The organism is Amycolatopsis sp. NBC_00345, from assembly GCF_036116635.1.
GTDB lineage: Bacteria > Actinomycetota > Actinomycetes > Mycobacteriales > Pseudonocardiaceae > Amycolatopsis.
The window spans coordinates 5,039,085-5,052,926 of the sequence record NZ_CP107995.1 but is presented as its reverse complement, the minus strand read 5'-3'; the positions used below and the strand labels follow the sequence as shown (position 1 = coordinate 5,052,926).

Here is a 13,842-nt window from a genome sequence, read left to right as displayed (position 1 = left end):
GGCTGGTTCGCGGCGGGTCCGGCGCCGGCGGTCCAGATGTGGTGGGCTGGTCGGGCGTCGGGAGTCAGCGGACCGGCCGGCAGAGCGCGCTCGCGACGCGCACAAGGTCGACGTGGCGGCGCGCCACGAGCAGAACACCGGCAGGACTCACGTGGATGAGCGTGCCACGCGTCCACAATGTGGTCCAGGCTTGCCCGGATGGTGGGAGAGGGCTCACTGTAGGTGGACAATGCGGTGCGGTGGGGCGGTACAAGCGCGCCTGCCGTCAAGGCCTCCTTACCCGCGTGGGACGCGGTGAAGGGGTCCTTGAGGGACCGAGATGCCCTCATGGTGGCCTTCAGGGACCTGGACGCGGTCAAGGCCTCCTTACCGGCGTGGGACGCGGTCAAGGGGTCCTTACCGGCGTACGAGTCCCTGTGCCGGACCCCGGCGGGAGCCGGTGGACAATGGACGTCGTGCCCGCGACCAGCCAGACCACCGAACCCACCGCCACCGGACTGCCCGAGAGCGCCCTCGAAGGACTCGGGACCCGGCCGTTCGGGGTCTACGTGCACGTGCCGTTCTGCGCCACTCGCTGCGGGTACTGCGACTTCAACACCTACACCGCCGGCGAGCTCGGCTCCGGCGCGTCGCCGAGGTCGTGGCTGGACGGGCTGCGCCGGGAGCTGGAGCTGGCCGCGCGGGTGCTGCAGGCGCCGCCCGCCGCGGAGACCGTGTTCGTCGGCGGCGGGACGCCCTCGCTGCTCGGGGCGGACGGGCTCGGCGAGGTGCTCGACATCGTCCGCGGGGTGTTCGGGCTGGCGCCCGGCGCCGAGGTGACCACCGAGTCCAACCCCGAGTCGACGTCGCCGGAGTTCTTCGCCGGGATCCGCGAGGCCGGGTACACGCGCGTGTCGCTCGGCATGCAGTCCGCGGCGCAGCACGTGCTGCAGGTGCTCGACCGCGTCCACACGCCGGGGCGGCCGGTGGACGCCGCGCGCGAGGCGCGGGCCGCGGGCTTCGAGCACGTGAACCTCGACGTGATCTACGGCACTCCCGGCGAGCGCACGGAGGACCTCCGGGCGTCGCTGGACGCCGTGCTCGCCGCGGGGGTCGACCACGTCTCGGCGTACGCGCTGATCGTCGAGGAGGGCACCGCGCTGGCCCGCCGGGTGCGGCGCGGCGAGCTGCCCGCCCCGGACGACGACGTGCTGGCCGCCGACTACGAGCTGATCGACGCCACCCTCGCCGCCGCGGGCCTGGACTGGTACGAGGTCTCGAACTGGGCGTCCTCGGACGCCGCGCGCTGCCGGCACAACCTCGGTTACTGGCAGGGCGGCGACTGGTGGGGCGCGGGACCCGGCGCGCACAGCCACGTCGGCGGCGTGCGCTGGTGGAACGTCAAGCACCCGGCGCGGTACGCGGCCCAGCTCGCCGCGGGCGAAAGCCCCGAAGCGGGCCGTGAGCTGCTCACCGGCGAAGACCGCCACCTGGAGCGGATCATGCTCGAACTCCGTGTCGCGGAAGGGCTTCCGCTCACCGCGCTCGACGCCGCGGGGGTGGCCGAAGCGCACGCCGCCGCGGCGGAAGGACTCCTGGACGAGTCCGTTTTGGACAGTCAGGGCCGCGCCGTGCTGACCGACCGCGGGCGGCTGCTCGCCGACGGTGTCGTGCGTCGCCTGGCCGGCTGAATTTCGGCTGATCACGCGGGAATTTTCGCTTCGCGGGCATAAACGCGGCCGATGGTTGGTTGCTGCAGGTGTCCACGAGCGAGGGAGTCGCGCATGCCGCAGGCGGTCAGGTACAGCGAACACGGCGGAATCGACGTGCTGCGGGTCGAGGACGTGCCCCGCCCCCAACCCGGACCCCGCCAGGTACTCGTCGAGGTCAGAGCCGCCGGAATCAACCCCGGTGAAGCCATGATCCGGCGCGGCGCGTTCGCTGACCGGTGGCCGTCGGAGTTCCCGTCCGGGCAGGGCAGCGACCTGGCCGGCGTGGTCGTCGAGCTGGGGCCCGAGGTCGAGGACATCGAGCTGGGCGACGAGGTCGTCGGCTTCGTCAACACCCGCGCCAGCCACGCCGAGTACGTCGTGGTCGAGGCCGCGGACCTGACTCCGAAGCCCAGCGGCGTCTCCTGGGAGGCGGCCGGCGCGCTGTTCGTCGCCGGCACCACCGCGTACGCCGCGGTGCAGGCCGTCTGTGTCCGCGAAGACGACACAGTCGTGGTCGCGGGCGCCGCGGGCGGCGTCGGCTCGCTGACGGTGCAGCTGGCGAAGCTCACCGGCGCGACCGTGGTCGGCCTCGCGAGCGAAGCGAACCACGCGTGGCTGCGCGAGCAGGACGTGATCCCGGTGGCTTACGGCGAAGGCGTCGAGGAGCGGATCCGCGTGGCCACGGGTGGCAAAGTGGACTCCTTCATCGACAACTTCGGCGACGGCTACGTGGAGCTCGCGCTGCGGCTGGGTGTCTACACGGGACGGATCAACACGGTGATCGACTTCGCCGCTGTCGAGACGTACAGCGTGAAGTCCGAGGGCAATACGGCCGCCGCGTCCGCCGAGGTCATGCGCGACCTCGTCGCGCTGGTCGACAAGGGCCTGCTCGAGGTGCCGATCGCCGCCGTCTACCCGCTCGCGCAGGTGCAGGACGCCTTCCGCGAGCTGGAGCAGCGCCACACCCGCGGCAAGATCGTGCTTAAGCCCTGACCAGCGTTTTCAGCCCGGCCACGAACATCTCCAGCGCGAACTCGAAGCGGGGCGCGCTCGTCTCGGCGTTGAAGAACTCCCCGGAGCGAAGCAGGTTCGGGAAGGCGCCGGCGGGCAGTGACCGCATGTACTCGTCCATCTGACGGCTGCGTTCGGCGACGTCGGCCTGGTCGAAGTCGCCGAACGTCCAGCTGCTCGCCTCGTACGCGTGGGCTTTCGCGTACAGGCTGAGCGCGTCACTCGCGAACATGGCTTGCTCCAGGCTCAGGCCGCCCGCGCGCAGGAGCGCGAGCATCGTCTCGGCCTGCTGCAGCGCGTTCGGGGTGACCGGCACCGGCGTGTTCCACGCGACCCGCGCGATGCCCGGGTACGCCATCATCGCGCGCACCTGAAGCCGCACCTGGTCCTTCACCTGCTCGTCCCAGTGCTCGGCGTCCGGCGCCGGCTGCGGCACGTCGCCCAGCGCCGCGTCGAGCATCAGCTCGTCCAGCTCTTCTTTGTTGGACACGTACGCGTACAGCGAGGCCGGGCCGGTTTCCAGCCGCTGCGCGACCTTCCGCATCGTCACGGCCGCAATGCCTTCGGCGGCCAGGATCTCCAGCGCTGTTTTCACCACCAGCTCTTGCGAGAGCAGGGGTTTCGCGGCGCGCCGCCGCGGGCTGGGCGTTCGGCGCCACGGCGGGGGCGGGACGGTCATGCCGCCCAGCCTAACCGCGCACCCGCCTTGACGCGAACGTTGTTCGTGAGTAGAACTGTCCTTAACGAACCCCGTTCGCGAAGGAGAAAACCATGACTGACCTGGCCACTCAAGAGACTGCTCGTGAAGAAGTCCTCGCCGTCCTCGGCCGCCTCAACGACGCCTGGAACTCCGGTGACGCCGCCGCGTACGGCCGGCTCTTCACCGAAGACGCCGACTACGTGACGTTCTTCGGCATGCAGACGCCGGGCCGGGACCTGATCGAAAGCTCGCACCGCGCGCTGTTCGAAGGCCCGATGCGGGGCTCGAAACTCGTCGGCGGTTACGGCGAGGCCCGGGTGCGCTTCCCCGCGAAGGACGTCGCGATCGTCGTGGCCGATGGCGGTTCTTCGCTGTCCGGCAGCGAAGTCGTCGAGAAGGGCCGGGCGGTCACCGTCACCTTCGTGCTCGTGCGGGGTGAGGAAGGCTGGTTGATCACGGCGTTCCAGAACACCCGCGTGTCCGATCCGCGGGCTGCTGCGTGAGGACGATCGTGGAGGTCTCCGGCGTCGTCGCGATGACGCCGTCGGAAGCCTTCGCTGGGATCGAGCGGCGGTTGAAGGAGCACTCGACGCCGATCGAGGTGGACCGTGAACGGCGAACGCTCGTGTCGCAGGGCGGCTGGTGGTACCGCGGTGAGTACCACGTCACGGCCGGCCCGGCGGGCGCGCGCGTGACCCACCGGGTGCTCAACGCCGCCGGGGGTCAGTGGTGGGCAGTGCTGCCGGCCAACCGGTTCTTCGTCGGTTTCCGGCCCCGCGTCCGGGCCGGCTTCGCGGCGCTGCTGGCGGAACTGGACCAAGGGATGCCTAGGCGCGACGGGCGCTGAGCGCGTACGGTGGAACCGAGATTAGGTAAGCCTTACTGAATGGGTGGTGTCCGATGGCCGATGCTCCGGCACGCAAGGGGAGGCCGGCGGTGCGGCTCCGGGTCCTCCGCAAGGAAAGCCTCAGCCCGCACATGATCCGCATCGTCGCGGGCGGCGACGGCCTGCGGGACTTTTCGCCGAATGAGTTCACCGACGCCTACGTGAAGGTCATCTTCAAGGTGCCCGGTGTCGACTACCCGGAGCCGTTCGACCTGCAGCGGATCCGCGCCGAGCTGCCGCGCGAGCACGCGCCGCGGCTGCGCACCTACACCGTCCGCTCCTACGACGAGGCGGCCGGCGAGCTGGTCATCGACTTCGTGGTGCATGGCGACGAGGGGCTGGCCGGGCCGTGGGCGCTGCGCGCCGAGCCCGGTGACGAGCTGCTGTTCGCCGGTCCCGGTGGTGGTTACTCGCCGCGCGCCGACGCGGGCTGGCACCTGCTCGTGGGCGACGAGGCCGCGCTGCCGGCCATCGCCGCGGCGCTCGAGGCCATGCCGGCCGGTGTGCCCGCGCACGTGTTCCTGCTCGTGGCGGACGCGGGTGAGGAGCAGCCGCTCGTCACCAAGGCGGATGCGCAGGTCACCTGGCTGCACCGGGCGAACGGCGGTGACCTCACCGCGGCGGTGAAGGCGCTGCCGTGGCGCGAGGGCGACGTGCAGGCGTTTGTCCATGGCGAGGCCGGGTTCGTCCGCGAGCTGCGCCGGCACCTGCTCGACGAGCGCGCCGTGCCGCGCGACTCGCTGTCGCTGTCCGGATACTGGCGTGAGGGCAAGAATGACGAGGCCTGGCGCGAAGAGAAGGCCGCTGAGCGGGCGCGCGAAACGGCGTAACCTCGCCGCATGGCGACTGAGGTGAAGGTGGACATCGACCCGGCCGAGGCCGGGTTCGACGGTGAACGGCTGCAGCGCATCGACCGGCATTTCGCCCGGTATGTCGACGATGGGCTGCTGCCCGGCTACCTCGCGGTGGTGAGCAGGCACGGCCGGATCGTGCACGTCGCGTCGCACGGCAGCCGTGACGTCGAGGCGGGCGCCCCGGTGGAGCCCGACACGATCTGGCGCATCTTTTCGATGACGAAGCCGATCACTTCGGTGGCCGCGATGACCTTCGTCGAAGAGGGCCAGATCGACCTCACCGACCCGATTTCCCGGTGGCTGCCGGAATTCGCGGCGCCGCGGGTCTACGTCAAGGGCTCGGCGCTGGCGCCGGTCACCGAGCCGGCGACCGAGCCGATCCGGCTGTGGCACCTGCTCACGCACACCTCCGGGCTGACCTACGGCTTCCACCACGCCCACCCGGTCGACGCGATCTACCGCGCGGCCGGTTACGAGTGGGACGAGCCGAAGGGGCTGGACCTCGCCGCGGTCAGCCGCGCGTGGGCGGAGTTCCCGCTGGTGTTCCAGCCCGGCAGCGAGTGGAACTACTCGGTGGCCAGCGACGTGCTCGGCCGCCTCGTCGAGGTGCTCGGCGGAAAGCCGCTGGACGAGGTGCTCGCCGAGCGGGTCTTCGGCCCGCTCGGCATGACCGACACCGGCTTCTGGACCACGGACACCGACCGGCTCGCCGCGCTGTACCTGCCGGAGCCGGGCACGAAGCGCGCGGTGCGCAACGACGCTTTCGGCCAGGTCGGCACCGCCCGCCCGGACTTCCTCGGCGGTGGCGGCGGGCTGGTCTCCACCGCGGGCGACTACCACCGTTTCACGCAGATGCTGCTGCGCGGCGGCGAACTCGACGGCGTGCGGGTGCTCGGCCCGCGCACGGTGGAGCTGATGACGAGCAACCACCTGCCCGGCCACGTGGACCTCGAGGCCTACGGCCGGCCGCTGTTCGCCGAGATGCCGTTCGACGGCTTCGGCTTCGGGCTGGGTTTCTCGGTGCTGGAGGACCCGGTGAAGGCGAAGACGCTGTCCAGCGCGGGTGAGTACGCCTGGGGCGGCGCGGCGTCCACCGCGTTCTGGGTGGACCCCGACGAGGACCTGACGGTGGCGTTTTACACGCAGCTGCTGCCGTCGAGCACCCACCCGATCCGGCAGCAGCTGCGTCAGCTGGTCTACCAGGCCCTGGTCGACTGAGCCTCCCGGTTCAGCCGAACGGCTGACCCGCGTACGTCCACTGAGGACGTACGCGGGTGACAGCACTGCTTCAGGCCACCGGTGGGGTCGGCCGGTTCGCTGTCAGGCCGATCTCGCCGCGCAGCATCCGGCCGCCGTCGCCGGTGAGCCGGAGGTAGTAGTCGGAGCTGCAGTGCGTGCCGTCCTCGTCGAGGGCCCAGATGCCGGAGTCCGCGGGGACCATCGAGGCGTCCTCCGCCGTTTTCGCGATCTGGTTGCCCTCGTTGTACTCGTCGAACATCGAGATGTAGATGCCCTGGGCGCCCGCGCGGACCATGTTGTAGAACTGCCGCCACATGAAGTCGCCGTGCGCGCGCTGGCGGGCCTGGGTGTCGCCGGGCAGCACGCAGGGCTGGTAGTCGATGCCGTGGTCGTTGCAGTCCGCCTGATCGCCGACGGTGATGGTGGTGTAGATGTTGTCGGAGTCGCCCGCGTTGCCGATCGCGCCGACCATCCACGGCGAGAGCGCGTTGAACGCGTGGTAGACGTCGGAGAACCCGGTGCGCGTGCCCGAACCGCCGACACGCCATTCCCGCGGCACGCCGCCGATCACGTAACAGCCCTGGCCCTTGAACCAGTTCACCACGTCGAGGCAGGGGCCGGCGTCCCACGGGTGATTGCCGTCGTTGAAGCCGAAGCCCCAGATGCAGACGACCGGCTTGCCGTTCTGCCGGGCGTAGGCGCCGGACGCGGTGTGCGCCGACATCTTCGCGGTCCAGTCGTCCTTGATCTCCTGCTGCATGTTCGTCCAGCCGGTGACGTCGTACATCACGTAGAACTTCCGCCCGTGCGACTCGGCGGCGCTGCGCACCTTGCCTGCCATGGCGTCGCGGGTCGCGCCCTCGGCCCCGTTGGGGTTGAAGCGCTGCAGGGCCGCGGTGTCGATGCCGAACTGCTGCAGCCACGCGAAATGCGTGTCGACGGTCTGCTGGTCGTAGGAGGAGAACAGGTTCGCGGTCTGGCCGTTGCCGAGGTTCGCGTAGCCGGTTTTGTAGGTGTGCTGGTAATCCCGGAGGTCGGGCCACGACTTGATCCCGGTATTGCCGGTCGACGGCGGCCGGCTCGCGTCCTGCGCCCAGTGCCACCAGGTGTTGATCGGTGCGCCGTCGCCGATGCAGGCGAACCAGCCCTGGTAGCCGACGGTGATCTTGCCGACCACGTCACCGGGCGGACTGGCGGCCGACGCCGGCGCGGCGGCCAGCGAGGGCAGTGCGGCGGCCGCGGAACCGGCGGCGGCCAGGGACAGGAAAGTACGGCGGGACACGCCCATGACGGGACTCCTCGTCGCGACGATGCGGACAGGACAGCGGCGGCGAGGCGAGAGTACGAATGTTTCACACGTTTGTATAGATGGCGGGGACTTTCTGTCGGCTTACCGCAAGCGGGGGAAACTGGCGGCGGCGTTCCGGGACCGGTCGTCCTGTAGGTTTCCGGCCTACGAGGCGCTGGTCTCGACGGGCTGGCCTACCGGTCCGGTCTGTGGCCGCGCTGGGGCGAGATACCGTGCCACGGTCCGGCGAAGGAGGTCGGCGTGCTGGTAGATCCCCTCCACGTGCTCGATCGGCAACCGGGTCTCGACCTTGTTCTCGTCGAACACCCCGAGGTACTTCTTCGCCCGGTTGAACCAGAGCCGCGCGATCGGCTTGCGGTTGTTGTCGTCGAGTAGCACTCCGAAATAAGTCTTGTTGTCCCGGGCCGTGACCCGCGCGGCGGGCACCTCCGCGCACACGATCGCGCGAATGACCCGGTAGCCCTCGAGTTCCTCCTCGGTGGTGACGATCCGCTGGTCGTCGCCACCGCTTTCGGGCACCGTATCTGCCTGCGCGGCGACCGGCCCGGTTTCCGGTGCTGTGCCGCTGGCGATGCTGACGTACGAGTCCGGCGTGCCGAGCGCGCTCTTGAGCCGGTCATTGACCTGCTCGTTCAGGAACTGCCGCACGGCCTTTTCGACGAGTGGCACGAACTGATCCCGCACGCGCTGGGTGAAGGCACCTTCGTATACCCGCGTGGTCAGGAACTTGACCCACTCGTCCTCGGGCTGCTTGAACTGTGCGGCGAGAATCCGCTTGAGCTGCCCGATGTACTTCAGCTCACCGGCGGCGCTGATGATCGAGTCGAGGTCGAAGGACTCTTTGGTCAGCTTCGCCAGCTCCGGCAGGAGGGTTTCGTCGATATCCGAGAAGTCCAGCACAAGGAACGGTTTGGCGTCCATGCGGTTGGGCGCGTCGAGGTCGGTGTAGAACTCGTAGACCTCACCGTTGGTGAGGATCGCGATCCGGGCATTCGTGGCCGAGAAATACCTGAACAGCTGGGAGGCGTGCTCGATGCGCAGCGGGTCGTTGACCTTCTTCGCCTCGACGAGAACCTGAACCTGGCCGTCGTGGGCGATCGCGTAATCGATCTTCTCGCCCTTTTTGATCCCCACATCTGCGGTGAACTCCGGGATCACCTCGGCCGGGTCGAAGACGTCATAGCCGAGGACGGTGCTGATGAATGGTCTTCTGGGTCGTGATCCTTAGGTCGTCTTTTGAGTCAGGCTTGTTACCTGAGCAACCATTCCAGTCAAGGAAAATAAAACACGGGAAACCCTCGAAAGAGGTGATAAACCCCCACTGTTCCGAGCTGAGAACGCGCCGGGGCGCGGCCCCCAGCCCGGGACCGGCTCAAGCCGTCAGCTTGCCCACGATCTGGCTCCCGTACGCGGCGAGCGTCCCTTCCCGCTCGTCGTGCATCAGGTACAGCGCGAACTGGTCGACGCCCAGTTCGGCGAGTTCCTGGAGGCGGGCGACGTGCGCGGAGGCGGGGCCCAGCAGGCAGAAGCGGTCCACGATCTCGTCCGGCACGAAGTCCGCGGACGGGTTGCCGGCTCGGCCGTGGTGGCTGTAGTCGTAGCCCTCGCGCTCGCGGATGTAGTCGGTCAGCTCCTGCGGCACCGGACCGGAGACGCCGTAGCGCGACACGAGGTCCGCGACGTGGTTGCCCACCATCCCGCCGAACCAGCGCAGCTGCTCCCGCTGGTGGGCCAGGTCTTCGCCGACGTACGCGGGGGCGGCGACGCAGATCGTGATGCCGCCCGGGTCACGGCCGGCCGCGCGGGCGGCGTCGCGCACCGCGCCGATCGTCCAGCGCGCGATGGCCGGGTCGGCGCACTGCAGGATGAAGCCGTCGGCGTGCTCGCCGACGGTCTTCAGCGCCTTCGGCCCGTACCCGGCCATCCACATCTCCAGCCGCCCGCCCCGCACCCACGGGATCCGCACGGCCGTGTCGTTCATCGTGACCTCGCGGCCCTCGGCCAGGTCCTTCACCACCCGCATGCAGTCCCGCACCGTGGCCAATGTGGACGGTGGACGGCCGACGACCCGGTGCGCCGAGTCGCCGCGGCCGATGCCGCACACAGTGCGGTTGCCGTACATGTCGTTCAGCGTGGCGAAGGTCGACGCCATCACCGACCAGTCGCGGGTGCCCGGGCTGGTCACCATCGGCCCGACCACCAGCGACGACGTCTCCGCCAGGATCCGCGAGTAGACGACAAACGGCTCCTGCCACAGCACGGCCGAGTCGAACGTCCAGCCGTAGCGGAAACCCTGGTCCTCGGCGGCCTTCATCAGCCGCACGACGTCGGACGCCGGCGGGTCCGTCTGCAGCACGATCCCGAAGTCCACGCTTCAGCCCTTCAGTTCAGGTACTGGTTGAGGCCGCGGGAGAGGAACTTCCCATGGCCGGTGCCGCCGCTGAAGCCGTCCGGCGACACCACGACCCGGCCGCGCGAGAGCACCGTGTGGACCTTGCCGGTCAGCTCGAACCCCTCGTACGCCGAGTAGTCCACGTTCATGTGATGCGTGCCGGCGGACAGCGTCTGCGTGGCCGCCGGGTCGTAGACCACGATGTCCGCGTCCGAGCCGGCCGCGATGACGCCCTTCCGCGGGTACAGCCCGAACATCCGGGCCGGTGTCGCCGAGCACGTCTCGACCCAGCGGCCGAGCGACAGCTGTCCGGCGACCACGCCCTGGTGCAGCAGGTCCATCCGGTGCTCGACGCCGGGGATGCCGTTCGGGATCGCCCGGAAGTCGCCGCGGCCCAGCTCCTTCTGGTCCTTGAAGCAGAACGGGCAGTGGTCGGTGGACACCACGGACAGGTCGTTGGTGCGCAGCCCGCGCCACAGGTCGGCCTGGTGCGACTTCTCCCGCAGTGGCGGTGAAGCGACGTACTTCGCGCCCTCGAAGCCGGGCTTCGCCAGGTCCTCGATGGACAGATACAGGTATTGCGGGCAGGTCTCGGCGAAGACGTTCTGCCCGTCGTCACGCGCTTCCGCCACCGCCGCAAGCGCTTGCGCCGCGGACAGGTGCACGATGTAGAGCGGTGAGCCGGTCACCTTCGCCAGCCGGATCGCGCGCGAAGTCGCCTCGGCCTCCAGCTCGGGCGGCCGGGTGAGCCCGTGCTCCACCGGGTCGACCCGGCCCGCGGCGTAGGCCTGCGCGGCCAGCTCGTCGATCGCGATGCCGTTCTCGGCGTGCATCATGATCGTGGCGCCGATCTCGCGCGCCTGCTGCATCGCCCGCAGGATCTCGCCGTCGGTGGAGTAGAAGACGCCGGGGTAGGCCATGAACATCTTGAAGCTGCCCACACCGGCGTCGACGCAGGCCCGCATCTCCTTGAGCGAGGAGTCGTTGACGTCCGAGACGATCATGTGGAAGCCGTAGTCCACGGCGCAGTTGCCGTCGGCCTTGCCGTGCCATTTGTCCAGTGTGGACAGCAGTGAGGTGCCCTTGGCCTGCACGGCGAAGTCGATGATCGTCGTCGTGCCGCCCCACGCCGCGGCGACGGTGCCGGTCTCGAAGGTGTCGACCGAGTGCGTGCCGCCGAAGGGCATCTCCATGTGCGTGTGCGCGTCGATCCCGCCGGGCAGCACGTACTTCCCGGTGGCGTCGATCGTTTCGTCGCCGGTGAGCACGCCGGGCGCGGCGACGGCGGTGATGCGCTCGCCGTCCACCAGCACGTCGGCCTCGACGGCGCCGGCCGGGGAGACGACCTGCCCGCCCTTGATGAGCGTGGTCATCAGGCCTCCGTCAGGGGGCCGTAGCTGTCCGGGCGGCGGTCGCGATAGAACGCCCAGAGGTCGCGCACCTCGGCGAGCTTGCCCATGTCGAGGTCGCGGACGACGATCTCCTCCTCGCTGTCCGAAGCGGCCTCGCCCACCAGCTGCCCGCGCGGGTCCGCGAAGTAGGACTGGCCGTAGAAGTCGTTGTCGCCCAGGGGTTCCACGCCGACGCGGTTGATCGTGCCGACGAAGTACTCGTTCGCCGCCGCGGCCGCGGGCTGCTCCAGGCGCCACAGGTACTCCGAGAGCCCGCGGCTGGTCGCCGACGGGTTGAACACGATCTTCGCGCCCGCCAGGCCGAGCGCGCGCCAGCCTTCGGGGAAGTGCCGCTCGTAGCAGATGTACACGCCGATGCGGCCCACGGCGGTGTCGAACACCGGGTAACCGAGGTTGCCGGGCTTGAAGTAGAACTTCTCCCAGAACCCCTTCACCTGCGGGATGTGGTTCTTGCGGTGCTTGCCGAGATAGGTGCCGTCCGCGTCGATCACCGCGGCGGTGTTGTAGTAGACGCCGGGCTGCTCCTGCTCGTACATCGGCACCACCAGCACCACGCCGTGGCGCTCGGCCACCTCCTGCATGAGCTTCGTGGTGGGACCGTCGGGGATGCCCTCGGTGTAGGAGTAGTAGTCGGCGTCCTGGATCTGGCAGAAGTACGGGCCGTAGAACAGCTCCTGCAGGCAGACGACCTGGGCGCCCTGCGAAGCCGCCTTGCCGATGGCGTCGACGGCGTTCGCGATCATCGACTCCTTGTCACCCGTCCACCGCTGCTGGATCAATCCGGCTCGGACCAGGTCGCTCACTTGTTTCCTCCTTCGTGCTGGACCGGGAGAGCAAGGCGAAGACGACGAAGGCGCCGACCAGGCCCACCACCCAGTTGTAGTCGTAAAGCGGCTTGAGGAACGGGATGAGGCCTTCCGCGGGGAAGGGGCCGCCGTACGCCCCGCCCACCGAAAGCACGGCGCCGACCAGCGTCGCGACCACCGCGCGCCAGTTCCAGCCCCCGGCGAACCAGTACACCCCATCGGGTGTGTAGAGGTCCTTCAGCTTCAGCTCGGTCCGGGCGATCACCCAGTAGCCGGCCACGAGCACGCCGGCCACGGCGCCGAGCAGGCCGCCGTAGAAGCCGAGCCAGGCGAAGATGTAGATGCTCGGGTCGGAGTAGAGCCGCCACGGCTGGATCAGGATGCCGACGACGCCGGTGATCAGGCCGCCGAGCGCGAACGTGATGCGCTTCGGGAAGGCGTTGGAGAAGTCGTAGGACGGGCTGACCACGTTCGCCGCGAGGTTCGCCGAGATCGTCGCCAGCACCAGCGCGGCCAGCGCGACGACCACCACGACCGGGCTGGAGAACTTGTCCGCCAGCTGCGCCGGGTCCCAGATGTCCTGGCCGTAGAGCACGTGCCCGCCCGACGTGGTCAGGATGGCCACGACCGCGATGAACGTCATCGTGGTGGGCAGGCCGAGGATCTGCCCGCGCACCTGCTTGCGCTGGCTGCCGCCGAAGCGGGTGAAGTCCGGCATGTTCAGCGAAAGCGTGGACCAGAACGCGATCATCGCCATCAGCGACGGCGCGAACACCTTCCAGAACCCGGGGCCCCAGCCGAGCTTGCCGGGGTCGGCCAGGATCGGGCCGAAGCCGCCCGCCTTCACCAGCACGTAGCCGAGCAGGATCAGGAAGCCGACCGACACCAGCGGCGCCGTCCAGTTCTCGAACTTCCGGACCGCCTCCATGCCGCGCCAGATGATCAGCATCTGCACGATCCAGAACACGGCGAAGCTCAGCCACAGCGTCCAGTGCTGGCCGAGCACCACCGGCGAGTCGCGCCAGCCGGACCCGGCGAGCCTGCCGACGATCACGTAGATCGACTCGCCGCCCACCCAGGTCTGGATGCCGAACCAGCCGCACGCGATGAACGCGCGCAGCAGCGCGGCCAGGTTGGCGCCGCGCAGGCCGTAGAAGGCGCGCGCGAACACCGGGAACGGGATGCCGTACTTCGTGCCGGCGTGGCTGTTGAGCAGCATCGGGGCGAGCACCACGAGGTTGCCGATGGTGATCGTGATGAGCGCCTGCAGCCAGTTCATGCCGAGCGCGATGAGGGACGCCGCCAGCGCGTAGCTGGGGATGTTGTGCGCCATCCCCATCCAGAGCGCGAAGTAGTTGTACGTGCTCCAGGTCCGTTTCCCGATCGGGACCGGGGCCAGTTCCTCGTTGAAGAACCGGCTGCCGTGCAGGGACCGGACGTCGGCGAGTTCGACCCGGCCGTCGGCGTGCACCTGTGTCGTCGGCTCCATTGCGGAATCCTGCGCGCCGGGTGCGCGCGGGTGGCATATGCAGACTGTTCACC

The 13,842-nt window shown here is 69.4% G+C and carries 14 protein-coding genes; 6 read left to right on the top strand and 8 right to left on the bottom strand.

Features of this window, described 5'->3' with window-relative positions; all coding sequences use genetic code 11:
* Positions 1 to 64 precede the first annotated feature (64 nt).
* Positions 65 to 151 (bottom strand): putative leader peptide, encoded by an 87-nt coding sequence (locus OG943_RS48405; RefSeq protein WP_369805942.1) that lies wholly within the window; start codon positions 149 to 151, stop codon positions 65 to 67.
* A gap of 295 nt (positions 152 to 446) precedes the next feature.
* Between OG943_RS48405 and hemW the strand changes: the two genes are divergently transcribed.
* The gene (gene hemW, locus OG943_RS22395) at positions 447 to 1,670 is read left to right on the top strand and encodes a radical SAM family heme chaperone HemW (protein WP_328611750.1); all 1,224 of its coding nucleotides are present in this window, start codon (positions 447 to 449) and stop codon (positions 1,668 to 1,670) included.
* Positions 1,671 to 1,763: 93 nt separating this feature from the next.
* Positions 1,764 to 2,684 carry an NADP-dependent oxidoreductase gene (locus OG943_RS22390; protein WP_328611749.1) on the top strand — a complete coding sequence of 307 codons (921 nt, stop codon included), beginning with the start codon at positions 1,764 to 1,766 and terminating at the stop codon, positions 2,682 to 2,684.
* Here OG943_RS22390 and OG943_RS22385 read toward each other — a convergent pair.
* Entirely contained in the window at positions 2,674 to 3,381 is a 708-nt protein-coding gene (locus OG943_RS22385; protein ID WP_328611748.1) for a TetR/AcrR family transcriptional regulator, read from the bottom strand. The genes OG943_RS22390 and OG943_RS22385 overlap by 11 nt on opposite strands.
* Positions 3,382 to 3,473: 92 nt before the next feature.
* Here OG943_RS22385 and OG943_RS22380 point away from each other — a divergent pair, with 92 nt between their 5' ends.
* The 4 genes from OG943_RS22380 to OG943_RS22365 are packed head-to-tail and all read left to right on the top strand — an operon-like array spanning position 3,474 to position 6,360.
* Positions 3,474 to 3,905 (top strand): SgcJ/EcaC family oxidoreductase, encoded by a 432-nt coding sequence (locus OG943_RS22380; RefSeq protein WP_328611747.1) that lies wholly within the window; start codon positions 3,474 to 3,476, stop codon positions 3,903 to 3,905.
* Positions 3,902 to 4,249, top strand: a complete 348-nt coding sequence (locus tag OG943_RS22375; protein WP_328611746.1) for a hypothetical protein — start codon at positions 3,902 to 3,904, stop codon at positions 4,247 to 4,249. The genes OG943_RS22380 and OG943_RS22375 overlap by 4 nt, the downstream gene beginning before the upstream one ends.
* 53 nt (positions 4,250 to 4,302) lie before the next feature.
* Positions 4,303 to 5,118: a siderophore-interacting protein gene (locus OG943_RS22370; RefSeq protein ID WP_328611745.1), complete on the top strand. Its 816-nt coding sequence runs from the start codon at positions 4,303 to 4,305 to the stop codon at positions 5,116 to 5,118.
* 9 nt (positions 5,119 to 5,127) lie between these two features.
* Positions 5,128 to 6,360 carry a serine hydrolase domain-containing protein gene (locus OG943_RS22365; RefSeq protein WP_328611744.1) on the top strand — a complete coding sequence of 411 codons (1,233 nt, stop codon included), beginning with the start codon at positions 5,128 to 5,130 and terminating at the stop codon, positions 6,358 to 6,360.
* A gap of 70 nt (positions 6,361 to 6,430) precedes the next feature.
* Here OG943_RS22365 and OG943_RS22360 read toward each other — a convergent pair whose 3' ends face one another.
* The 6 genes from OG943_RS22360 to OG943_RS22335 all read right to left on the bottom strand — a co-directional run bounded on the left by OG943_RS22360 (position 6,431) and on the right by OG943_RS22335 (position 13,789).
* Entirely contained in the window at positions 6,431 to 7,669 is a 1,239-nt protein-coding gene (locus OG943_RS22360; protein ID WP_328611743.1) for a glycoside hydrolase family 71/99-like protein, read from the bottom strand.
* Positions 7,670 to 7,834: 165 nt separating this feature from the next.
* The gene (locus tag OG943_RS22355) at positions 7,835 to 8,848 is read right to left on the bottom strand and encodes a type I restriction endonuclease (protein WP_442874759.1); all 1,014 of its coding nucleotides are present in this window, start codon (positions 8,846 to 8,848) and stop codon (positions 7,835 to 7,837) included.
* Positions 8,849 to 9,062: 214 nt separating this feature from the next.
* On the bottom strand, positions 9,063 to 10,061 hold the full coding sequence (locus tag OG943_RS22350) for a TIGR03842 family LLM class F420-dependent oxidoreductase (RefSeq protein ID WP_328611742.1): 999 nt from the start codon (positions 10,059 to 10,061) through the stop codon (positions 9,063 to 9,065).
* 11 nt (positions 10,062 to 10,072) lie between these two features.
* Positions 10,073 to 11,455, bottom strand: a complete 1,383-nt coding sequence (gene hydA / locus OG943_RS22345; RefSeq protein WP_328611741.1) for a dihydropyrimidinase — start codon at positions 11,453 to 11,455, stop codon at positions 10,073 to 10,075.
* Entirely contained in the window at positions 11,455 to 12,297 is an 843-nt protein-coding gene (locus OG943_RS22340; protein ID WP_328611740.1) for a nitrilase-related carbon-nitrogen hydrolase, read from the bottom strand. Before OG943_RS22340 ends, hydA begins: the two co-directional genes overlap by 1 nt.
* Entirely contained in the window at positions 12,248 to 13,789 is a 1,542-nt protein-coding gene (locus OG943_RS22335; RefSeq protein WP_328611739.1) for an NCS1 family nucleobase:cation symporter-1, read from the bottom strand. Before OG943_RS22335 ends, OG943_RS22340 begins: the two co-directional genes overlap by 50 nt.
* Positions 13,790 to 13,842: the final 53 nt, after the last annotated feature.